Origin of the sequence: Streptomyces sp. NPDC051555, assembly GCF_044454405.1 — a bacterium.
Taxonomy (GTDB): Bacteria; Actinomycetota; Actinomycetes; order Streptomycetales; family Streptomycetaceae; genus Streptomyces.
In genome coordinates this window covers 230116-251396 of record NZ_JBITDP010000002.1, presented here as the reverse complement: position 1 = coordinate 251396, position 21281 = coordinate 230116, and the positions used below count along the sequence as shown (strand labels likewise).

Sequence of the window (21281 nt, the reverse complement as noted above, 5' to 3'; positions counted from 1 at the left end):
GGTGGCACGGCGAAGGGGCCCGGGGCCCGGCGATCCGCCGGGTCCCGGGCCCCTTTCCGTGTAGGTCAGGCCAGTGCCCAGGCGACGTCCCTGAGCAGGGCCTGCCGCCAGCCCGCCCGGTCGTGGCCCGAGGCCGACCGGGAGATCCGTACGGTCGCACCGGACTCCCGCGTGAGGGCCTCGACCCGTTCGCAGTGGGGGAGCATGCGCGTCTCGTGCTCGCCCAGGTCGAAGGCGATCCGCAGGCCGGTCGGGGCGGGCCGCTCCCGCAGGCGCGCGGCCATGGTGCCCCCGACCGGACCGCCCAGGGGGTCGGGGAGGTCCGCTGCCTGCGCCGTCCACCAGAACGAGCCCGACTGACAGGCGACCCGGGACACCAGCTCCGGGAACTCCGTGGCCGCGTACAGGGCGCTCAGTCCGGCGAGACTCTGCCCGGCGACCACCAGCCGGCCGAGGTCCGCGGGTACCCCGCACTCCGCCACCAGCGGCAGCAGTTCGTCCCGTACCGCCTCCCACAGCTCCGGTCGGCACCCGAACTCGGCCGGTCGGTCCTTGGCCGGTACGAAGACCAGTGTGACCGGGGGCATCTCGCCGGCGGCGTGGGCCGCATCGAAGGCGGTCACGGCGGGGTGCAGGTGGAGCCAGTCGTCCCCGTCGAGCAGGAGGACCACCGGTCCGCCCCCACCCACCGGGTGGACGCGCACGGTGCGCCGTCCGCCGAGCCGTTCGCTGGCCCACCGGATCCGGGTGCGTGGCAGCGGCAGCACGTCGTCGGCGCCGACGGCCGGCCAGTGCGGCTGCGGGGGAGCGTCCGGGGTGGCGGCGATGGACCGGTCGCCGCCGGCCCCGACCGGGTTCAACGGGTCGGCGTGGGCAGCGCCGTCCGCGAGGAACCGGTAGGTCACGCGCAGTCGTGCGGGCATGGGCACCTCGGCGTACCAGCAGTCCGTTTCACGCCACCGGACCAGCGGCACCGGACCCGACCAGCTCTCGAACTCGATGACCGCCGGGGTGCCGCGCCACCGGAACAGGGCGGCCCAACCGCCGTCGCCGGACGGCGCGTACGCGGGTCCCGCCGCCGCCCAGAACGCTTCGGTGCCCGGCGCGGCGGACAGGCCGAAGGCGATGAAGGGGCTCTCCCCGCCGTCCTCGGCCCGGACCCGTTCGCGTACACGCATCAGTGTCTCCTTGTGAGGGGGAAGGGGAAACGTTAAGCTTTCGATTTAGGCGAGCCTAACCTAAGTGATGGGCTCACCTCATTCCCGACCCCATAGTTCATTCACGATCGAGCTGCCTTGCGGGCCCACCCGCCCGACGGCACCCGCCGGTCCATCCGGCTCCAGGAGGAACCCAGAGATGAGCACCAACCCGTTCGACGATGCCGACGGCCGTTTCCTGGTCCTGGTGAACGACGAGGGCCAGCACTCCCTTTGGCCGTCCTTCGCCGAGGTGCCGGGTGGGTGGGCCGTCGCCCTGGAGGAGACCGGCCGCGACGCGTGCCTGGAGTTCATCGAGTCCGCTTGGACCGATCTGCGCCCGCGCTCCCTCGCGGCGGCCGCCGGCGCCTGACCGGGGCGGCCCGGAGCCGGTCCGGCCTCGGCCGATCCCCCTTCCCCGAGACGAGACCGCTGAGCGACGGACGGACTGCCCATGCTGTGCACGAGGTTGACGAACGCGAACTTCCTCACCATGGACCCGGTCCACCCGGTCGCCCACGACCTGGGCATCTGGCGCGGCCGGATCGTGGGCCTGGACGAGGCCGTGACCTCACTCCCCACGCGCGAGGTCATCGACCTGCAGGGCGCCACCGTGCTGCCCGGGTTCATCGACAGCCACGTCCACCTGGCGTGGACCGGGCTCAAGCAGAGCGCCCCGAGCGTCGCCCCCTGCGAGCGGGTCGAGGACGTGCTGGCGGTCGTGGCGGAAGGGGTCTCCCGCCACAGCGCGAACGGCGCCTGGGTGGACGTGATGGGCTACGACCAGCGGGCCCTGGGCCGCCACCTGACCGCCGCCGAGCTGGACACCGTCAGCCGCGGGCGCAAGGTGCTCCTGATGCACGACTCGGGTCACGGATGTGTGGTCAACAGCGCCGTCCTGCGCCTGCTCCCCGCCCATGTCCCGCACCAGGAAGGCTTCCTGGCCGAGAGCGCCATGACGGCCGCGCGCCGGCTCCGGCTGCCCTACGCCCAGGCCGAGATCGCCGACGCCGTCGAGCGCGCGGCCCGTACCTGCCTCGCCGAAGGCGTGACCGCCGTCGCCGAGGCGGGCATCGGAGGCGGCCTGCTCGGCCACAGCCCCGTGGAACTCGGCGCCTACCAACTGCTGCGGGACCAGGGGCGGCTGCCCCTGCGGGTCCAGCTCATGGCGGCGGGCGACACGCTCGGCCCGCGCGACACGCACCGGGAGGACGGCTTCCCCCGCGCCCTGGACCTGGGCATGCGCACCGGATTCGGCGACGACTGGCTGTCGCTGGGTGCGCTCAAGATCTACACCGACGGCGGCATGATGGCCCGTACGGCCGCCCTCACCGCCCCGTACACGGGCATGGACCACACCGGGCAGCTCCAGGACGACCCCGAGGTCCTCACCCGGCTCATCGTGGACGGCCACCTGGCCGGCTGGCAGCTCGCCGTCCATGCCATCGGCGACCGCGCCGCCGACCTCGCGCTCGACGCGCTGGAGCGGGCGCAGCGCCTGAGACCCCGCCCGCAGGCGCGGCACCGGATCGAACACGCGGGCCTGATCCGCCCCGACCAGCTCCCGCGCTTCGCGCGCCTCGGCGTCAGCGCGGTCGTCCAGCCGACCTTCCTGTACTCCTTCGGGGACGACTACGCGCAGGTGATGGGCGCGCAGCGGGCCCCCTGGATGTACCGGGGCCGCGGGTTCCTGGACCACGGGGTGACGCTCGTGGGGAGCTCGGACCGGCCCGTCACGGACGGGGCGCCGCTCCGGGCCGTCCAGTTCATGGTCGAGCGCGCGTCCGCCTCCGGCCGGCTGATCGGTCCGGACGAGGCGATCACCGTCGAGGAGGCGCTGCGTGCCTACACGGTCGCCGGCGCGTACGCCTGCCGGTGGGACGACAGCGCCGGCAGCCTCACCCCGGGCAAGCGCGCCGACCTGGTCGTCCTGGGGGACGACCCGCGGCGTGTCGAACCCGCCCGGATCGGCGGCATCGAGGTCGTGGCGACATTCATCGACGGACGCGAAGCGACGGAAGAAGGAAAGCTGTGAGTGGTGTGATCGGTATGGACTCCGTGAGCGTTCAGGCGAGCGTCATGGAAGAGCTCTCCCCGCTCTGGGAGGCGCCCGCCGTCCCCCCGCGCTGGGTGATCTGGCACGCGGGCAGGGGGGAATCCATGGTCTTCGACCGGCACTTCAACATCCCGGTCGATGTGGACGACGCGGTCCTCGGGGAGGTCCTGCGCCGGATGCGCGAGGCGGGGGCGCCGGAGAGCGACACCTACCCCGGCCGTGCGTGCGGATAGCGACCCCGTGCCAGGGCGTGTTCCGAAAGTCCCGCCCGGCTCGGAGTCCGGTAGGCGGCAGCGGAGCGGCGAGGTCCCTCACGGGGCGGGCGAGGCGGTGAGGATCCCGGGCAGCGCCGTCACCAGAGCGTCGGCCTGATCCTCCGTCACCGTCAGGGCGGGAGCCAGCCGTACGACGTTCGGGCCCGTCGCGTTGACGAGGAACCCGGCGTCTTGAGCCACCCGCTGGACCCGGGCGGCGACCGGCTCGGCGAGGACGACGCCCAGCAGCAGGCCGGCGCCCCGTACCTCCGCGACGAGAGGGTGCTTCAGCGCCTCGATACCGCCCCGCAGCCGCTCGCCCACCCGCACGACGTGCGCGAGCAGCCCTTCCGCCTCGATGGCCTCCAGTACGGCGAGCCCGGCCGCGCAGGCGACCGGATTGCCGCCGAAGGTGGAGCCGTGCTGCCCGGGGGTCAGCAGGTCGGCGGCGGAGCCGAAGGCCACGGTGGCACCGATCGGCAGACCGCCGCCCAACCCCTTGGCGAGCGTGACCACATCGGGCTCCACCCCTTGCTCGGCCTGGTGCGCGAACCAGTGTCCGGTACGGCCGATCCCGGTCTGCACCTCGTCCAGGACGAGCAGGCTGCCCATGGCCCGGGTGATCTCACGGGCGGCCCGCAGATAGCCCTCGGGCGCCGGGATCACCCCGGCCTCGCCCTGGACCGGTTCGAGGACGACCGCCGCCGTGCGGTCGGTGACGGCGTCGCGCAGCGCCGCCGTGTCCCCGAAGGGGACGTGCGTCACGTCCGCGGGCAGTGGCAGGAAGGGGTCCCGCTTGGCCGGCTGGCCGGTCAGCGCCAGCGCTCCCATGGTGCGCCCGTGGAACCCGCCCTCGGTGGCCACCAGGTGGGGACGCCCGGTCCGGCGGGCGATCTTGAAGGCGGCTTCGACCGCCTCCGTGCCGGAGTTCGAGAAGAACACCCGGCCGGGCCTGCCCAGCAGGCCCAGCAGCCGCTCCGCCAGCGCGACGGGCGGTGCGGAGACGAACAGGTTCGACACGTGGCCCAGCCGGGTGATCTGGTCCTGGACGGCCGACACGACGGCCGGGTGGGCGTGGCCGAGGGTGTTGACCGCGATCCCGCCGGTGAAGTCCGTGTACGCACGCCCGCTGTCGTCCCAGACGGTGCTGTTCTCGCCCCTGACCAGCGCCAGCGGGGGAGTGCCGTAGGTGTCCATCACGACCGCGCGCCAGCGGTCCGCGAGCGGTGTCGTGTCGCCGGTGGTCACGCGCCGTCCTCCTCGCTCTCGTGCTCCTCGTCCGGAACCACCGTGGTGCCCGGACCGTTCTCGGTGAAGACGCCGCCCAGCAGCGCGTGTGGCACCCGGCCGTCGATGACCTGCGCCCTGTGCACGCCCGCGCGTACGGCCCGCAGACAGCCCTCCATCTTGGGGAGCATGCCGCTCGCGAGTCCCGGCAGCAGCGCCTCCAGCTCACCTGCCGTCAGGCGTTCGATCACCTCGGTGCTGTTCGGCCAGTCCGCGTACAGTCCCTCGACGTCGGTCAGGACCACCAGTCGGTCCGCGCCGAGGGCCACGGCCAGGGCCGACGCCGCAAGATCGGCGTTGACGTTGTAGACCTGCCCGTCCGTGCCCCGGGCGACCGGCGAGACCACGGGGATCCGCCCCTGTTCCAGCAGCGTGCGGACGGTACCGGGTTCCACGGCCACGACCTCCCCGACGAGACCGATGTCCACCGGCCGCCCGTCCACCCACGCCGGGCGCCGAACGGCGGTCATGGTGTGCGCGTCCTCACCCGACAGGCCCACGGCGAAGGGACCGTGGGCGTTGAGTGCGCCGACGAGCTCCCGCTGGACCCGGCCGGTGAGCACCATGCGGACGATGTCCATCGTCTCCGGTGTGGTCACCCGCAGTCCGGCCTCGAAGCGGACCTCCAGGTTCAGGCGGTCGAGCATCGCACTGATCTGCGGCCCGCCGCCGTGCACGACGACGGGACGCAGGCCCGCGTGCCACAGTTCCACCACGTCCTGGGCGAACGTCCGGTGGAGCGAGGGGTCCACCATGGCGTTGCCGCCGAACTTGATGACGACCGTCCGGCCTTGGAGCTCCTCCAACCAGGGCAGGTCCGCCGTGGTCGGCTCGGCAGCTCCGGCAGCCGCGGCCGCTCCGGGCGTACGGTCCGCCCCGGCGGTACCGCGTTGTCCGACGACGGTCCTCATCCGTGTCGCCTCCGTCCCGCTCACGAGCTGTACGCGCTGTTCTCGTGGACGTACTCGGCCGTGAGGTCGTTGGTCCAGATCGTGGCGGAGGCGTCTCCGGAGCGCAGGTCCACGGTGATGGTGATCTCGCGGCCCGACAGGTCGACCGTGTCCCGGGACTCACCCGCCGCGCCGTCCCGGCACACCCGGACACCGTTGATCGCCACGTCCAGGCGGTCCGGATCGAAGACGGCGGAGGTGGTGCCGATGGCGGACAGCACGCGGCCCCAGTTCGGGTCCTCCCCGTGCAGCGCGCACTTGAGGAGATTGTTGCGGGCCACGGAGCGGCCCACCTCGACGGCGTCCTCCTCCGAGGCCGCGCCGACCACCATCACCTCGATCTCCTTGGAGGCGCCCTCGGCGTCCGCCACCAACTGGCCGGCCAGATCCAGGCACACGGCGTGCACGGCCTCGGTGAAGGCTCCCGTGTCCGGTACGACCCCCGAGGCGCCCGACGCGAGCAGCAGCACGGTGTCGTTGGTGGACATGCAGCCGTCGGAGTCCACCCGGTCGAAGGTGGTGCGCACCGCCTCGCGCAGCGCGGCGTCGAGCACGGCCGCGCTCACGTCGGCGTCCGTCGTCAGGACCACCAGCATGGTGGCCAGTCCGGGGGCGAGCATGCCCGCGCCCTTCGCCATGCCGCCGACCGTCCAGCCGTCGCGGGACGCCACGGCGGTCTTGTGTACCGAGTCCGTCGTCTTGATCGCGACGGCCGCGTCCTCGCCGCCCGTGGCCGACAGCCGGTCGGCGGCGGTGGCGATGCCGGACGTCACGCGGTCCATCGGCAGCCGTACGCCGATGAGGCCGGTGGAGCAGACCGCGACCTCGTCCGGGGCCACGCCCACGGCCCGCGCCGTGCGCTCGGCCATCTCCCGCGCGTCGTCGGCGCCGGCCGGGCCGGTACAGGCATTGGCTCCACCGGAGTTGACGACCACGGCCGAGGCCCGTCCCTCGGCGAGCACGTGTCGGGACCAGCGTACGGGCGCGGCCTGCACGCGGTTCGAGGTGAAGACACCGGCGGCGGCGCGCGACGGCCCCCGGTTCACCACCAGGGCCAGGTCCGGATCGCCGGACTCCTTGATGCCGGCGGCCACTCCGCAGGCAAGGAATCCCCGGGCGGCGGTCACACTCACGGAGCCACTCCATTCATGGGCAGGCCCAGCCGTTCGGGCAGGCCGAGGGCGATGTTCATGCTCTGCACCGCGCCACCCGCGGTGCCCTTCGTCAGGTTGTCGATGGCGCTCACGCAGATCAGCCTGCGGGCGTCCGGGTCCACGGCGATCTGCACCTGGGCCGTGTTGGAGCCGAGGACAGCCGCCGTGGAGGGCCACTGACCGGGTGGCAGCAGCCGGACGAACGGCTCGTCGGCGTACGCGGCCTCGAACACCGCGCGGACCTCCCGCTCCCCGGTGGCACTCGCCGCCACGTCGGGGCGGAGCCGGGCCGAGCAGGTGGCCAGGATGCCCCGCGGCATGGGTGCCAGGGTCGGGGTGAAGGAGACCCTCACGCGTTCGCCCGCCACCCGGGACAGGTTCTGCGTCAGTTCGGGCGTGTGTCGGTGGCCGCCCCCGACGCCGTACGGGCTCATGGAGCCCATCACTTCCGCCCCGAGCAGGTTCGGCTTGAGGGACCGACCGGCGCCCGAGGTCCCACTGGCCGCGACGATCACGGCCTCGGGCTCGATCAGCCGGGCCGCGTAGGCGGGGAACAGTGCAAGAGTCACCGCCGTCGGATAACAGCCCGGGACGGCGATCCGTGTGGTGGCCTTCAGTTCGTCCCGGGCTCCGGGCAGTTCCGGCAGGCCGTAGGGCCAGGTCCCGGCATGGGCCGAGCCGTAGAACCGCTCCCAGGCGGCCGCGTCGCGGAGCCGGAAGTCGGCGCCGCAGTCCACGATCAGCGTGCCCGGCTCCAGATCCCCGGCCAGCGCGGCGGACTGACCGTGCGGCAGCGCCAGGAAGACCACGTCGTGGCCGCGCAGGGAAGCCGCGGAGGTCTCCGTCAGCATCCGGTCGGCGAGGTCGGACAGGTGTGGCTGCACGGACCCCAGCGGCCGGCCCGCGCTGGTGTGCGCGGTCACCGCGCCGATCTCCACACCGGGATGCGATGCCAGCAGGCGCAGGATCTCTCCGCCCGCGTAGCCGCTGGCACCGGCCACCGCGACCCGTACGGTCATGTTCTTCCGTTTCTCTCGATACGTGCGAGGGTGCGTGGCACCCTGCCGAGCAGCAGGTCGCGCAGCACGGCCTCGGTCGTGCACACCACCCCGCTGCGTGCCGCCCACCGCAGGGCCATGGCGTGCTCCTCGGCGGTGAAGTCGGCCACGGCGTCGGCGATGACGAAGGGCTGGATGTCGTTCATGAACGCATCGGCAGCCGTCAGCAGGACGCCGAGGTGGGCGTACACCCCACAGACGATCAGCTGGTCGCGCCCCTCCTCGCGCAGCAGTCTTCCGAGGTGGCTGCGGAGGAAGGCGTTGTGCCGCACATTGGCCAGCACGTGCTCGCCCGGGCGGGGGGCGAGCGGTTCGATGATCGCGGCGGCCCCGGGATCGTCGCCGATGCCGGGGCCCCAGACATCGGCGACCAGGCCGCGCTGACCCGGTTGTTGGGCGGCCGGTTCGGCACTGAAGATGACCGGTATGCCGAGTGTCCCGGCGAGTTCGCGCAGTGCGGCTATGTTGTCGACGAGCTCCACGACAGGGGACTGCTCCGCGGGGAACGCCCCCACGAAATGGTTCTGCATGTCGTGTATCAGCAGGGCGGCGCGGCCGGGATCGACGGTCCAGCCGACGCAGGACGAGGGGAGCGCGGAGCGGTCCGGCATGGGGTAGGAGTCGACGACATCAGGCCCCATGGTGAATTCCCTCCCCTGATGGCGCGCGCTCGCGACGCCCCGCTCCCCGACTAGGATTTAGCTTAGCCTAACCTAAGTGTGCGGCGGGGTGGGCGCCCTGGCCACGTGGCTCGCCCGGTGGCCGAGTGCATACAACTGCTTCTTGGTCGGGTCGAGTTGCCTGCGCGTGTGGGCGGCCGTGGTCCGGGTGGTCGCCGTGGCGCAGCCGATCCGCACGTAAGCGCCGTCACCTTCGTCGACGGTCGTCGGGGGCCACGCGCCGCTGTTCAGTAGCCTTCGAAGCGGAAGGCCGTGGTGCGCTCCGGTTCGTCGAGGCCGGACCAGCCGAGGGCGATGGTCGCGCCCTGTTCCAGGGATTCGGGGGCGAAGCCGATGAACCGGTAGTGGGTGGCGTCGACCGCGGTCACCTCCTGGAGGACCGCGCTGCCGACGTGCAGGGCGGGGCCGAGCGCTCTGGGCGGGATCGGGGCGGCGGTCTCCACCAGGAACTCCGCCGCCGGCACGTCGTCGGGCAGCGCCGAACGGAAGTGGCGGTGCCGGGGAGCCTCGTACCGGATCAGCCGGGCCTCGACGGCCAGTACCTCCGGCAGCTCGTAGCGGAAGCGCGGGAATCGCGCCCCGCCCTCCCGGCCGTCGTCCGTCATGGGACCTTCTCCTTCTTCTTCAAGCGGTCCTGACGATCTGGAGGTCGTCGAAGGCCAGCACCGGGAGCCCGGGGCGGTCGCAGCGGATGAGAACCGCGACGATCTTGTGGAGCATGAGATCGGACTCGGACTCGGACTCGCCCGCACGGAAGCACGCGCTGCGAAAACGCAGCGTCCTGAGCATGGTCTTCGTCAGGTCGTCCGGTCGGAAGCACGGCCGGGGCACCCCGCCCACCGAGTCGGAGTCCACCCATCGGGTGGTGCCCCCCGCGTCCTCCAGCCCGAGCCGGAAGCCCGCCGGATCGGGCGGCAGGAAGCCCCGGTACACCTCGGCGACCCGCAGCCAGATCTCGGCACCGCGCAGGTCCATCGCCCCCAGCGAGGAACGGAACGTCGCGCCCTCTTCGCGGGGCTCCGCCACCATCCCCCGACTCAGGCCGAAGAAGCTCTGGTTGTAGGCGTTCGGTGATTGGCCGAAGACGTACTCGTCCGCCGTCATGCCGCCCCACTGCGCGGTGGGCAGCGCCAGCGAATTGAGCGTGACGGCGTTGCCGTCCTCGTGGTCGTCGACCGTGACGGCGCCCTGCCGGGCGGCGGACGGCTGCACCAGGTCCGAGCGCACCCCGGGCGGCCGCTGCCGCCCGTCCAGGAAGCCGGCCGTGTCGTGGCCGAGCAGCGCGGCACGGAAGAAGGCCGAGCCGTACGCGTCCAGGATCCGTTCGTGCTCCTGTCGGGTCACCACGGGAGTGACGCCGTCGTCACCGGTCCAGAGCCGGTTGAAGAAGTTGTGGTTCGTGTCGCGCACGAACAGCTGCGACTTGAACGGGCCGGGTCGCGCCCGGTCGTAGAACTGCGCCCCGTTGCTCTTGACCACGTCCCCGTCCGAGGCGGGCAGGACGGTCATGAAGGCGTAGCCGTCCGGCTCGATCGTCGGGAGCCCCTCGTGGTCGCGGTAGTTGGTCGGAGCCAGGGCGAGGACCGCCCGTACGGTCACGTACGGCAGCGAAAGGACGGTCGGCAGGGTGATCACCGCGTCGCCGCCCCGGGAGTGGCCCATCAGGCCCACCCGGGAGAAGTCGATGCGCTCGAAGAAGCGCGAGCCGGGGTCGAGGGCGAAGGCCTCGAACCGGAGGATGGAGTCGATGACGAGGTCGGCCCGGGCCTCGATGTCGCCGACGCCGGAGTCGCCTGTGATGTTGAGGTCGTTGCAGTCGACGGAGACGGCGACCATCCCCATCCGGGCCAGGCTCTCCTGGAAGTAGTCGTAACCGCGGTGGCTGGGTGTGAGGTAGTCGGCCTTGCCGTGCACGAGGAAGACCACGGGCACCGGACCGGTCGAGGCCAGCCGGGCGTTGAAGGGCTGCCCGGGTCCGTCGTCATCGGCCGGGTAACGGACGCTGCCGCGGACCCGCCCGGGGTCGTCGGGGGTGCCGTGCGGGAACTCGTAGACGTCCGAACCGACGGGGAACAGGTCCAGGTCCGACGGGTCATAGGTGTACGGCGGATCGACGCAGGCCACGGTGGTCACCCGGGCGAGACGTCCCGGACACACGCCCGGCAGCGATTGGACGGCCACCACGAGGTCACCGGCGGCCAGCGTCCGGTCGAGGCCGATGGCGCCGCTGCTGCCCAGGCCGGCCTGCAGGCCGTTGACGTAGACCCTGATCTCCGCTCCGGGCGCCGCGTCCGTCACGGTCAGCACCCGGTCTCCGGACTGCACCGGCCCGACGCCCGGGGCCGGCAGCGCGGAGCACGGCTGGACCGTGGTGCTGCCGACCGGACCCGGCCCGTCACCCCCGCACAACTCCTGCTCGACGCCGAAGGACTCGCCCGGGGCAGCCCGGGGGCTGAGCGTCACCATCAGCGTGCCGCCCCAACAACCGGCGCTGACGAACGGCCATCCGTCGCGGCTGACCGTCACCCGCGCACCATTGGCGAGCCCCCCGATGGCCAGCTGCTCGCCGCCCTCGTAGAGGGGGCCCACCACCGGTTCCGGCAGGGGTGGCGGCGGCTGGACCACCCTGGCGGCGGAGGGCGGACTCGGATCGTGGCACAACTCGAAGTGGGCTCGCACCCGTTGACCGGCTCCGTACGCCGGCGCCACGTCCACCCCCTGCTGCGGGGCGGCGCAGCCGTCCACCCGGCCGACCTCGTCACCGTCCGCGGTGATCCAGACGTTCCCGCCGCCCAGCACGTTGCTCACCCCGGTGCGGATGCCGCACTCGTACACCGGCTCCGGCCGGATCCCGGGCCGTGGCGGGCCCGCCGGGAAATCGGCGCGGTGATCGCGGGTCTCGACCGGCCCGGACCAGTCGCTCAGCCGGCCCCCGTGCACCTGGCGGGTCCGGAGCACCTGCCCGGCCGTCAGCGGGAACGGCAGCGCGAAGGTGGCTCCATCCGGTGCGGGGAACTCCGTCCGGCGCTGGACGACCACCGCCCCCTCGACCTCGACGAGCACCTCGGCGTGGGGCAGGAACCCGAACACCGTGACGGCCGCGGCGCACTGGTACGGCTGTGCCAGCCATGGCACCGAGAGCAGCTCGGGCCGGTCCTGGAGCTTGAGCCTGCTCACGTCTACTACGTGGTCGTCCATCGGTGCTCCTTCCCGCCACGAAGGTACTCACGGAACGTGACGAATGCCGGGCAGGTAGCCCGTTCGTGAGCGAGCCTCGGTCACATCGGGGGTGGCTACCCATCCGCATCTCCCACCGTTTGAGAACCGGATTCCCGGCCAGACGCGAGACGTCCGCGGTCTCGAACCCGTCTGGGGTTCGGGACCGCGGTCTGTGCGAACGAGCGAGGGGAGACTCCGGTATGAGGTCGTCGAGGCAGGGCGGAGGGATATCCGGGCGCGGCTCGGCGTCCCTGGTGCGCGACGTGGTGCTGGCGGTCGGGCTGGTGGCGATCTGCCTGGGGGGCCTGGCCGTCTTCCTGCGGAGCACCGGAGCGGACGGGGCCGGGGCGTTCGTGATCCCGCTCGGCACCGCGGTGCTGCTGGCGACGGGCGTGGCCCTGGCGAAGCGGGGCGTGGCACCCGACCGCCACCACCCCCGTACGGACCTCGCGGAGCTGCCGAGCGCGCCGAGCACCGCCGATGCGTACGTGGGGACCGACGTGTACGGGGGACCCGAGGCGCATGCGGAGGCCGACGCGTACACGGGATCGGCGCCGCAGGAGGTGCCCGACATCGGGTCCGGGGCACTGGACCACGCCGCGGTCGACGCCGACGGCTTCGAGCACGCGGTGGCCGCGCTGTGCGCCCGCGACGGCTGCACCGCGGTGGAGGTGGTCGGTGGTGCGGGCGACCTCGGCGCCGATGTCCTCGCGACGACCGCGCAGGGGCTGCGCGTCGTCCTCCAGTGCAAGCACTACGGCGACGGCAACCGGGTCGGGTCGCAGGACCTCCAGCGGTTCGGCGGGACCTGCTTCGCCGTCCACGAGGCGGACGTCGCGATCCTCGTGACCACCAGTTCCTTCACCGCCCCGGCCCTGGAGTACGCCGCCCTGTGCGGCATCGTCTGCGTGGACGGGGAGGCCCTGGCGGCGTGGACCGAGTCGGGGGCGGCGCCGCCCTGGGACGCCGTCGGTGACGACACGACGGCGCCGGTCCCCGTGGCCTGAGCCCCGCGGCGGCCCGTACGCGGCCCCGGTCCCCGGTCGTCACCCGGCCAGGGGCCGACCGTCGTGCGGGTCCGGTCCGCCCGGCGGACGGAAGCAGGCGGTGATGGCCTTGCCGCCGTGGCGGGCGTGCGCGTCCCACGTGTCGCAGAGCGCGTCGATGATCGCGAGTCCACGGCCCGAGGTGGCCGTGGTGCTCGGGTCCCGGGGAGCGGGGAGGTGCGCGTCCTCGTCGCTGACGCTCACGTGCAGACAGCGGCTGTCCCACGTGAGGACGAGCTGGGCCGGACTCCTGGCGTGCACGTGGGCGTTGGTCACCAGTTCGGACACGGTCACGAGGATCGCGTCGACCGTCTCCGGCGCATCGGCCGTCCAGGGCAGCGACTCCAGGTGCTCCCGCGTCCAGGTGCGCGCCGCGCGCACTCCGTACGACACCGGAATCGACCGGGCCCAGCCCACTGCTCGCAGCATCATGTCCTCCTCACGAGGCGACGGAGGGAGGGACCTCCGCCCGCCGCATACGCGTGTGCCCGGCGCGACGTTCGAAACACGCCCTTGGGCCCGCGCACCCGCACGGTCAGCCGAGGACCGCGGTCACCTCGCGGCGGGTCGCGTCCGACAGGAGCGGAGCCCAGCGGGTGAAGAGCTCCGACAGGCCCGCCCCGTTGCGCTCGCGGAAGGACGCGTTCACCTTGGCCAGGTCCAGTTCGTTGGCCACCGTGAGCTCGGCGAAGTCACGGCGCTGCTGCGGGGACGGGGTGAACTCCTCCCCGGTGAAGCGGTCGCGGAAGGTCACCGGCGCCCCGTCCGGCGCGGCCAGGCTGGGATAGGAGGCCTTGCGGTCGCAGCTGGCGTAGAAGTAGACGAGTTCTTCGGCCTCCTCACCGATCGCCTCGGCGAGGCGGGCGCGCTCGGAGAGCTCCAGCAGGCTCAGGGGCAGCCCGTCCGTGCCGTAGAAGGCGTGGCACAGGGCCGCGGTCCGCAGGGCGGGCCGTGCACCCCACTCGGCGAGCAGCGCCTCGACGCGCAGCAGGTGGGTCAGCAGGGTTCCGCCGGAGTGCTTGGTCGTCCCGGCTCCCAGCTCCTTGAGCAGGGTGATCGCCGGGGAGTCGGGGTGCTTGTCGTCGCTGTCCGTCATGCGCACATCATGACGCGGGGCCCGCGCCGGTGTCCGGCGGGACCGGAATGCGGACACCGGGAGCGTCCCGCCGCCGGGCGACGGCCGTCCCGCCGCATCACGGCTGACCGGGCGCCGGCCGTGCGCCCTGCCGGCGCAGCCGTCGCAGGGCGACGCCCACCACGAGCAGCAGCAGACACGTGCCCACCGCCGCGTGCACGAGCAGCGCGTCCAGGCGGTCCGCGGCCAGGTAGGCGCCGACGGCCAGCGCCACCAGCGCGCACACGCCGCGGTCGATGATGGACTCCACCGACAGCAGGGTCGCCCGGTACGGCGTCGCCGGGATGGCCGCGTTGATCAGGTTGCGCTGCACGGGATAGGCCAGGCCCGCCGCCGCGGCGAACACGCACAGCCACAGGATCGTGCCCGGTGCTCCGGACAGCGTGGTCGCCGCGAGCGTGAGGGCCATGACCACACTGAGGACGGTCACCGCGGTGGTGTCGGACACCCTGCCGCGCATCCATCCGGTTCTCGCCGACCCCACGGCCTCGGCGACCGTCATCGCCGACAGCACGGCGCCGTGGTCGGCGACGGGGAGGTGCTTCTCCAGGAGCAGCGGCTGGAACAGGTTGACCTGGCAGATGCGGGCGAGCGTGAACACGGCCACGCCCTGCACCATCAGCGGCCCGAGCGACCGTGACCTGCCGAGCACCCCCACGGCCTGACGGGCCGAGTCCAGGAGCCCGGCGCGCGCCACGGGCGGGTGGTCGGCCCCGCGCGGAGCCGCGATCGCGGGGAGGGCGGCGGCGCAGGCCAGCGAACCGAGCGTGGAGAGCGCCGTCAGGACGTACGGCGCGTCGTGGCGGACGTGCATCAGTACGCCCACGAGGGGCCAGCAGGCGATCTTCGCCCAGAGGCCGAGTGCCCGGGCGGTGCCCTCGGCCTGTACGTAGTGCGCCTGCGCTCCGTGCTCGCGCAGATACTCGTACAGGTAGGCACTGGAAGCCCCGGACACCAGCGACCGGGCGGCGGCGATGGCCAGGAAGTGCGCCATGAAGCCGGCGAACGACGGCGAGGCGACCGGCAGGAGGTTCGCCGCGACCATCACGACCGCCCCGAGCTGCATGCAGCGCCGCTGTCCGATGCGGTCGGCGATGACGCCGGTGGGTATCTCCAACAGGCAGAACGCCACGTAGTAGACGCTCTGGATGCCGAAGATCTGGCTGTCCGACAGGCCTGCCCGCCTCTGGTACTCGTAGAAGACCGGCATCCACCACAGCAGGTTGAACAGCAGTTGGAAGCCGTTGTTCAAGCGGATCGCGCGGAGCACCGCGGCGGGCGGCCGCACGCGGCGTGTCGTGCGCGCGCGCAGGAGCGAGAGGGGCATGGGTCGACCTTCGGTGGGGCGGTGTGCGGGAAGGGGCGGACGGGTCAGGCGCTGTACGGGCGGAGTTGGAGGATGCGGAGCGCGCCGTCCGGCCCGAGCAGCCACTCGACGTCGAGCGGCCCGGCGAAGGTGTAGTCCGTGGCGAAGTGCGACTGGAGCAGCCGGCCCGCCAGGGCCAACCGGGCCAGGTGGTTCCGCGTCTCCTGCGGCAGGTCCTCGGGGGCCGCGCCCAGCGAGGTGGTGCGGCCGCCGCCCTCGACCGTGTTGTACAGGTACTGCAGGGGCAGCGTCCGGCCGTCGACGACATCGGCCGTGGACCCGTGCGCGCAGTTGAGGTACACGTTGCGGAAGTCGGCCCGGTTGGTCGGATTGCAGGTGACCATGACGCCGCCCAGCGGGGACGGCTCGTAGCGCTGGACGATCACCCCCATGTAGGTGTCGTCCAGGGAGATGCCGGCCTGGTGGCGCAGCCGCACGCTGCGCGGGGAGAGCAACGAGGCCCACACCTGCCGGATGGCGTCCAGCAGCCCCGGCAGGTCGGCGACCTTGGTGTGCGACTCGTAGATCCCGGCCGCGGAGAAGCCCGGCAGGTCCTCGGCGTTCGAGGAGGACCGTACGGCGAAACGGCTCGTGCCCGCCAGGTGCTCGACGACCTGGGCGTCCAGGGCCCGCACCAGGTCCTCGGGTACGGGAAGGGCGCGCACCAGATGCTGCAATTGCACGCAGATCGTGTCCACGGCGTCCATCGCGTGGAGTTCCAGGGCCATCTTCAGCTTGCCGATGCTCTGTTGCACGGCCGGCGAGGAGTCCAGGAAGCGCCGCTGGACGGAGAAGGGTACGGCGATGCCCGCCGGCGCCTGGACGTGCCGGGTCAGGAACTCGCTCGCGTACTGGGCGAGATCGCCGTCCTCGGGCATCCGCAGCCGGGCGGCCAGGTGCCCGAGCAGATCGGCACGGGGCGGCCGGGGCACGGAATAGTAGCCGGTCAGCCGGGACGAGCCGTGGCGCAGGACGTGGTGGAGCTCCCCGAGGTTGGCCGCCTTGGTGCCGTAGCGGTTGCGGTCGACGGCCCGCAGCGCGGACAGCGGCACCAGCGGTACGTCCGTCACGTGCGGGGCGTCCAGGCGCACCCGCTGGGTGTGCCACGTCGGTTCGGCGAGGTCGGCGGGCTCCTCGGCGGGCTCGATGACGAAGCCGTCGGCGGTGACCTCGTAACGGACCCAGGCGCCGTCCCACTTCTCGTCGGCGATCGTGTCGAGGATCCCACGGACGATGGCGTTGGGGATGCCCCAGCCCGCGGCCAGCATGTTGGTGTGCGACAGCGGGGTGGTGGGAAGGGCGTTGACCAGACCGGCGAGCCGCGGAATGTCGTCGGGGACCACCGGCATGGCGACGATGTCGTACCAGGCCAGGTCCGCGCGGGCGGCCAGGTACTCCTCGCCCGAGGCGAACGCGCGGAGCCGGCCGGTGGCGCGGGCGAGGGTCAACGGCACGAAGGGCGCCGTCGCCAGGAGCGCGTGCCCCCGGGCGCGGGGCACCACGGTCTCCGGCACCGCCGCGAGGGCGTTCTCCTGGCCGTGGTTGGCCGGCTTGACCAGCAGTTCGAGCGCGGGATCGAGGTGGGCCCGGACGAAAGCGTGGAACTCGATCAACAGCTCCGCGCCCATCGTGTCGGCCTCGGTGGTCTCCAGCACCATGAAGGGCTCGTCGTGGTCCGGACCGCCCAGGGAGCGCAGCGACAGGACGCCGAGCAGGAACCGGCGCGCGGGGTCCTGGTAGACGTCGTGGTTGAAGCGGTCGAGTTCGGCGTCGAGCTGTTCGAGGGTCAACCCCTGGATCTCGGTGGCTATGTAGTTGACGTGGAAGGAGTGCACGGCGCTGTCGAGCACGTGCCACAGGCCCCGGTCCCGGTCCACGACCACTTTCACGTACGGGTGCCCGCCCAGCACCCCGGCCAGTTGCTCGAAGAGGGGGAGGGTGAGCAGGGTGTCCACGGCGGCGCCCCGGTGGGACGGAGCGGGGGCGGTGGTGTCGGTGTCGGCGTGCGTCATGCGGCGCTCCCGGGCGTCGAGCGGTCGGCGGACGTGGGGGAGGGGGTGGTGGCGGTGGCGGGTCCGTCGGGGGACTGGATGGGGAACGGGGCGGGGGCGGACGCCCGGGTGAGGGCCTTCGGGAGGGCCGCGAGGATGCGGCCGCAGTCGGCCAGCAGCTCCGGCCCGGACGCGGCGCGCAGGAAGCAGAGCGCGGCCATGGAATTGGCCCCGCCCGCCTCCTCGTACGGCGGGACCGGACTGCCCGGCGGGAGGCTGTGTTCGCGCACCAGCTCCACCCGGGATCCGGGCGCGACCAGGGCGGACCAGTCGACCGCGGCGAAGTCCCAGGCCGGGAGTTCGGCCCAGGGCCGGCCGTCGGCACCGACGGCGAGGACGACCAGGGAGCCGGCGGCGCCCTCGCCCTCGGTCAGCATCCGTTCCGGGTAGCCGACCTCCTTCCCGAGCAACTGGCGTACCAGCATGCCGATCATGTCCACTCCGAAGACCGTCTCCGCCTGCCGGGTGGTCATCACCCCGCCGAAGCGGGCCGCGGTCTCGATCAGCCACACGGCCCCGTCCGCGCCGAGCTTGATCTCGGTGTGGGTGGCGCAGGTGTCCAGTCCGAGCGCGTCGACGGCGGCGCGCGACACCTCCTCGATCCGGCGCTGCGCCGCGACCGGGAGGGCGGCCGGGGCCAGGCTCGCCCGCTCGGTGAAGGGCGCGACGGTCGGCAGGCGCCCGGTGACGCACAACGGGTGGTAGCGGCCGTCGGCGACGATCCCCTCCACGCTGACGTAGTCGCCCCAACCGGCCCCGTCGAACCAGTCGGAGGCCTCCCCGGTCACGATCTCCTCCAGCAGGAAATCGCTGACGCCCTCGTCGGCAGCGTGCAACTCCGCGTAACCCTGCGCGGAGCTGGCCTCCATGACGGAGCGTCCGGTCTTCCAGGCCACTTCCGCCTGCTGCTCGTTCCACACGGTGAGGTGGGCCGTGGACCCCGCGCTCCAAGCGGCCTTGAGCAGCAGCGGCGGCCTGAGGGTGTCGAAGGCCGTCGTGATGTCCTGCGGTCCGTCGACCTCCGCGAAGCCCGGTACGGGCACCCCGGCGTCACGCCAGATCCGGCGCATCAGCCGTTTGTCGCGCGCCCCGGCGACCCGCTCCCCGGCGCCGCGCAGGCCGAGCCGCAGGCTCGCGTGGGCGACGGCGACCACCGCGTACTCCGACAGGGTCAGCACCGCCGCGGCGCCGACGCGGCGGGCGTGGGAACAGATCAGATCGACCAGTTCCACCCCCTCGCCCGGCGGAGCGGTGGTGACCGACGCGCACCCGGGTCGCCACACCGACTCGGTGACTCGGGGCAGCGGCGCGAGCGCCAGGACGTGCACCTCGGCGTGGGCGGCGATCTTCGGGACCGCGTATTCGAGGGGAGGGCCGCCCTTGGCGTAGACGAAGAGGATCGGGGTCATGGTGCTCCTGGGGTCGAAGTGGACGCCGCTCGGTGCGACGGCGTCGTCGGCGGACGATCCCCACGTGGTGTCACCGCGCGAGGACCAGGGACAGCGCGAGCGCGACGGAGAAGGGGTCGACGGACGGGTGTAGGCCTACTCGATTAGGTGATCGCCAAACACCGGCGCACCTCAAGTGGCCCCGCCACGGGGGTATTCAAGCCACCCGGCGGGGGCCCGTACGGACCACCCGTCCGCGCCGGACGAGTGGTGCGGCCGTCGCCGTCCGGCAGGAGGACGGATGGGGCCCTCCCGCCGGCGGACGGGCGTCTGCGGGGCGCATCCGGGCGGCGTTCGCGGGCAGGCGGGGGGCAATGGCCAGGCAAGTGAAGGGAACCCCGTGTCGATGTCTCCCCCGGCCCGCGCGCAGGCACCGCGCCTGCGCTCCGCGGCCTCCAGCGCGCCGGACGAGCGCGTGAGCAACGCCGTTCACGAGGCCGGCCATGAGGCCGTTCACGCGTACGAGGCCGCGTACGAGGCGGATCACGATCACGAGGCCGACCACAGGGGCCACCACGGGGCCGGTCGCGAGCGCGGGAGCGTGCGCCCGGTGGTCGTCGCGTGAGCGGGAGCCGCGGCCCGGGGGCCCTGAGACGTGCCCGGTTCCTGCTGGTGCTGCCGGTGCACCTGGTGCTGCTGATGGTCGTCGGCCGGTCGGTGACCGGCCCGCTCGCCGGCTACTGGCCGCTGTCGGCGGAGGACGGGGTCAACCGGGCCCTGGCCGCCCATCGCGAGCCGGTCCTCGACGACTTCACCCAGTGGTTGTCACTGCTGGCGAACACCCAGGTGATCACCGGCCTCACGCTGGTCTGCGTGCTGGCCCTGCTGCTGACGCCCCCGGCGCCGCGGTGGGCCGAGGCGGGGTTCCTCGCCGCGGCCGTCGCCGTCCAGTCGGCGATGTTCCTCCTCGTGACCCTGGTCGTGGAACGGCCGCGCCCCGACGTCCCCCACCTGGACCTGGCACCGCCCACCTCCAGCTTTCCCTCGGGGCACGTGGGCGCGGCCATGGCCCTGTACGGGGGCCTCGCCGTGCTCACCCGGGTGGGGATGCGCGGCGCCTGGCGCCGCCCCGTGGCCGCGCTCCTGCTGCTGGTGCCGCTGGCGGTGGCGACCTCGCGGTTGTACCGGGGGATGCACCACCCCTCCGACGTGCTGGGCGGCCTGCTCAACGGCGCGGTGACGCTGGCCGTGATCGGGACCGTCCTGCTGAGCGGCCGCCGCCGCGTCCCGGAGTCCGGGGGGACCCCCTGCGAGACCTCACCCGCCACACCGGCCGCAGGCGAGTCCGCGCACACCTTCCCGAAGGCTCCGGCTTCGTCAGGGGTCGGACGTACCGTCGTCGTGCGGCATCCGCACGGGTGCGACGACGCACTGGCCGAGCGCGTCGGGGCCGTGCTGACCCGGCACGGCCACGCCGCGCAGCGGTGGATCCTGACCGGTGAGGAACTCCCGTGCGGTGAACTCGCCGCGGAACTCGACGCCGCTCCGGTCGCGCTCGTCGTGGTCTGCGGCGGCGACGGCACGGTCCGCGCCTGCGCCGAACTGCTGGCGGGCACCGGCATCGACCTGGTGGTCGTGCCGTGCGGTACGGGCAACCTCCTCGCCCGGAACCTGGGGCTCGCACCGGATCCGGTGACCGCCCTGGAGGAGGCCCTGTCGGGCGGGTGCCACGGCATCGACGTGGGCCGGATGCGGGGCGACGGCATCGAGCCCGCCCGGTTCGTGGTGATGGCGGGCGTCGGCTTCGACGCGGCCATGGTCCAGGACGCGTCGCCGCGCCTGAAGTCCCGGCTGGGCTGGGCCGCCTACGTCGTATCCGCCCTGCACCACCTCGGCGACCCCGGCATCCGGCTGACGATCCGGCTCGACGGCGGGCGCCCCTTGCGGCGCCGGGCCAAGATGGTGGTGATCGGCAACGTCGGCATGCTCCAGGGAGGCCTGCCGCTGCTGCCGGAGGCCCGGGCGGACGACGGCCGCCTCGACGTGGTGCTGTTCGCACCCGGCGGGCCCGCGGGCTGGTTGGCCGCCGCCGCACACCTCACCCGGCGGACCCTGCGCACACCCGCCCCGCGCCGGCCCGGAGCGGGGGCGGGGGACGTCGCCGGGGGAGCGCTGGAGTACTTCAGCGCCACCCGGGTCGAGATCCGTTGCACCGCCCCGCAACCCCGGGAGATGGACGGGGACGCCGTCGCCCCCGGAGTCCGCCTCACGGCCGAGATCGACCCCGGCGCCCTGCGCGTACGGCTGCCGCGGGCGCTGCCCGGCACCGGAGCCGAGGCACCGCCCGCCGCGGCGCTTCCCGCCGCGGCACCGACCCCGCACCACTGAACTCCCCTACCGGGAGGGCGCGTTCCATGCAGCGTGGACAGAAGACGGTAGAG

General features: G+C 73.1%; 20 protein-coding genes. 7 read left to right on the top strand and 13 right to left on the bottom strand.

Translation table 11 applies throughout. The features are described 5' to 3' along the window. Positions 1 to 65 precede the first annotated feature (65 nt). Positions 66 to 1178 carry an alpha/beta hydrolase-fold protein gene (locus ACIBEA_RS05645; RefSeq protein ID WP_399258308.1) on the bottom strand — a complete coding sequence of 371 codons (1113 nt, stop codon included), beginning with the start codon at positions 1176 to 1178 and terminating at the stop codon, positions 66 to 68. 178 nt (positions 1179 to 1356) lie between these two features. On the opposite strand from ACIBEA_RS05645, the gene ACIBEA_RS05640 reads away from it, so the two are divergent. The 3 genes from ACIBEA_RS05640 to ACIBEA_RS05630 all read left to right on the top strand — a co-directional run bounded on the left by ACIBEA_RS05640 (position 1357) and on the right by ACIBEA_RS05630 (position 3485). After that, a complete protein-coding gene (locus ACIBEA_RS05640; RefSeq protein WP_399258306.1) occupies positions 1357 to 1569 on the top strand; it encodes an MbtH family protein in 213 nt (70 codons plus the stop codon). A gap of 81 nt (positions 1570 to 1650) precedes the next feature. Then, positions 1651 to 3231 carry an amidohydrolase gene (locus ACIBEA_RS05635; RefSeq protein WP_399258304.1) on the top strand — a complete coding sequence of 527 codons (1581 nt, stop codon included), beginning with the start codon at positions 1651 to 1653 and terminating at the stop codon, positions 3229 to 3231. Then, on the top strand, positions 3228 to 3485 hold the full coding sequence (locus ACIBEA_RS05630; protein ID WP_399258302.1) for a hypothetical protein: 258 nt from the start codon (positions 3228 to 3230) through the stop codon (positions 3483 to 3485). The genes ACIBEA_RS05635 and ACIBEA_RS05630 overlap by 4 nt, the downstream gene beginning before the upstream one ends. 78 nt (positions 3486 to 3563) lie before the next feature. On the opposite strand, the gene ACIBEA_RS05625 is transcribed toward ACIBEA_RS05630, so the two are convergent. From ACIBEA_RS05625 to ACIBEA_RS05595, 7 genes are all read right to left on the bottom strand, one after another. Beyond that, complete coding sequence (locus ACIBEA_RS05625; RefSeq protein WP_399258300.1) at positions 3564 to 4754, bottom strand: acetylornithine transaminase; 1191 nt, start codon at positions 4752 to 4754, stop codon at positions 3564 to 3566. Further along, the gene (gene argB, locus ACIBEA_RS05620; RefSeq protein WP_399259038.1) at positions 4751 to 5599 is read right to left on the bottom strand and encodes an acetylglutamate kinase; all 849 of its coding nucleotides are present in this window, start codon (positions 5597 to 5599) and stop codon (positions 4751 to 4753) included. Before argB ends, ACIBEA_RS05625 begins: the two co-directional genes overlap by 4 nt. A gap of 125 nt (positions 5600 to 5724) precedes the next feature. Next, entirely contained in the window at positions 5725 to 6876 is a 1152-nt protein-coding gene (argJ, locus tag ACIBEA_RS05615; RefSeq protein WP_399258299.1) for a bifunctional glutamate N-acetyltransferase/amino-acid acetyltransferase ArgJ, read from the bottom strand. Beyond that, positions 6873 to 7916 carry an N-acetyl-gamma-glutamyl-phosphate reductase gene (gene argC, locus ACIBEA_RS05610; RefSeq protein ID WP_399258297.1) on the bottom strand — a complete coding sequence of 348 codons (1044 nt, stop codon included), beginning with the start codon at positions 7914 to 7916 and terminating at the stop codon, positions 6873 to 6875. Before argC ends, argJ begins: the two co-directional genes overlap by 4 nt. Beyond that, the gene (locus tag ACIBEA_RS05605; protein ID WP_399258295.1) at positions 7913 to 8596 is read right to left on the bottom strand and encodes an isochorismatase family protein; all 684 of its coding nucleotides are present in this window, start codon (positions 8594 to 8596) and stop codon (positions 7913 to 7915) included. Before ACIBEA_RS05605 ends, argC begins: the two co-directional genes overlap by 4 nt. A gap of 266 nt (positions 8597 to 8862) precedes the next feature. Beyond that, on the bottom strand, positions 8863 to 9240 hold the full coding sequence (locus ACIBEA_RS05600; RefSeq protein WP_399258293.1) for a hypothetical protein: 378 nt from the start codon (positions 9238 to 9240) through the stop codon (positions 8863 to 8865). 19 nt (positions 9241 to 9259) lie between these two features. Further along, the gene (locus ACIBEA_RS05595) at positions 9260 to 11833 is read right to left on the bottom strand and encodes a hypothetical protein (protein ID WP_399258291.1); all 2574 of its coding nucleotides are present in this window, start codon (positions 11831 to 11833) and stop codon (positions 9260 to 9262) included. Between the two features lie 221 nt (positions 11834 to 12054). Between ACIBEA_RS05595 and ACIBEA_RS05590 the strand changes: the two genes are divergently transcribed. Continuing rightward, the gene (locus ACIBEA_RS05590; RefSeq protein ID WP_399258289.1) at positions 12055 to 12861 is read left to right on the top strand and encodes a restriction endonuclease; all 807 of its coding nucleotides are present in this window, start codon (positions 12055 to 12057) and stop codon (positions 12859 to 12861) included. Between the two features lie 39 nt (positions 12862 to 12900). Here ACIBEA_RS05590 and ACIBEA_RS05585 read toward each other — a convergent pair whose 3' ends face one another. The 5 genes from ACIBEA_RS05585 to ACIBEA_RS05565 all read right to left on the bottom strand — a co-directional run bounded on the left by ACIBEA_RS05585 (position 12901) and on the right by ACIBEA_RS05565 (position 18861). Beyond that, entirely contained in the window at positions 12901 to 13332 is a 432-nt protein-coding gene (locus ACIBEA_RS05585) for an ATP-binding protein (RefSeq protein WP_399258287.1), read from the bottom strand. A gap of 103 nt (positions 13333 to 13435) precedes the next feature. Continuing rightward, positions 13436 to 13996, bottom strand: coding sequence for a DUF6817 domain-containing protein (locus ACIBEA_RS05580; RefSeq protein WP_399258285.1), 561 nt, complete (start codon positions 13994 to 13996; stop codon positions 13436 to 13438). Between the two features lie 97 nt (positions 13997 to 14093). Further along, positions 14094 to 15362, bottom strand: coding sequence for an MFS transporter (locus ACIBEA_RS05575; protein WP_399258283.1), 1269 nt, complete (start codon positions 15360 to 15362; stop codon positions 14094 to 14096). 44 nt (positions 15363 to 15406) lie between these two features. After that, a complete protein-coding gene (locus tag ACIBEA_RS05570) occupies positions 15407 to 17413 on the bottom strand; it encodes a PEP/pyruvate-binding domain-containing protein (protein ID WP_399258281.1) in 2007 nt (668 codons plus the stop codon). Beyond that, on the bottom strand, positions 17410 to 18861 hold the full coding sequence (locus ACIBEA_RS05565) for an acetyl-CoA carboxylase biotin carboxylase subunit family protein (protein WP_399258279.1): 1452 nt from the start codon (positions 18859 to 18861) through the stop codon (positions 17410 to 17412). The genes ACIBEA_RS05570 and ACIBEA_RS05565 overlap by 4 nt, the downstream gene beginning before the upstream one ends. Here ACIBEA_RS05565 and ACIBEA_RS05560 point away from each other — a divergent pair. The 3 genes from ACIBEA_RS05560 (at position 18860) to ACIBEA_RS05550 (ending at position 21228) form a co-directional block, all read left to right on the top strand. Continuing rightward, complete coding sequence (locus tag ACIBEA_RS05560; RefSeq protein ID WP_399258278.1) at positions 18860 to 18994, top strand: hypothetical protein; 135 nt, start codon at positions 18860 to 18862, stop codon at positions 18992 to 18994. The genes ACIBEA_RS05565 and ACIBEA_RS05560 overlap by 2 nt on opposite strands. Positions 18995 to 19240: 246 nt before the next feature. Beyond that, positions 19241 to 19465, top strand: a complete 225-nt coding sequence (locus ACIBEA_RS05555) for a hypothetical protein (protein WP_399258276.1) — start codon at positions 19241 to 19243, stop codon at positions 19463 to 19465. After that, positions 19462 to 21228, top strand: a complete 1767-nt coding sequence (locus tag ACIBEA_RS05550) for a diacylglycerol kinase family protein (RefSeq protein WP_399258274.1) — start codon at positions 19462 to 19464, stop codon at positions 21226 to 21228. Before ACIBEA_RS05555 ends, ACIBEA_RS05550 begins: the two co-directional genes overlap by 4 nt. Positions 21229 to 21281 lie beyond the last annotated feature (53 nt).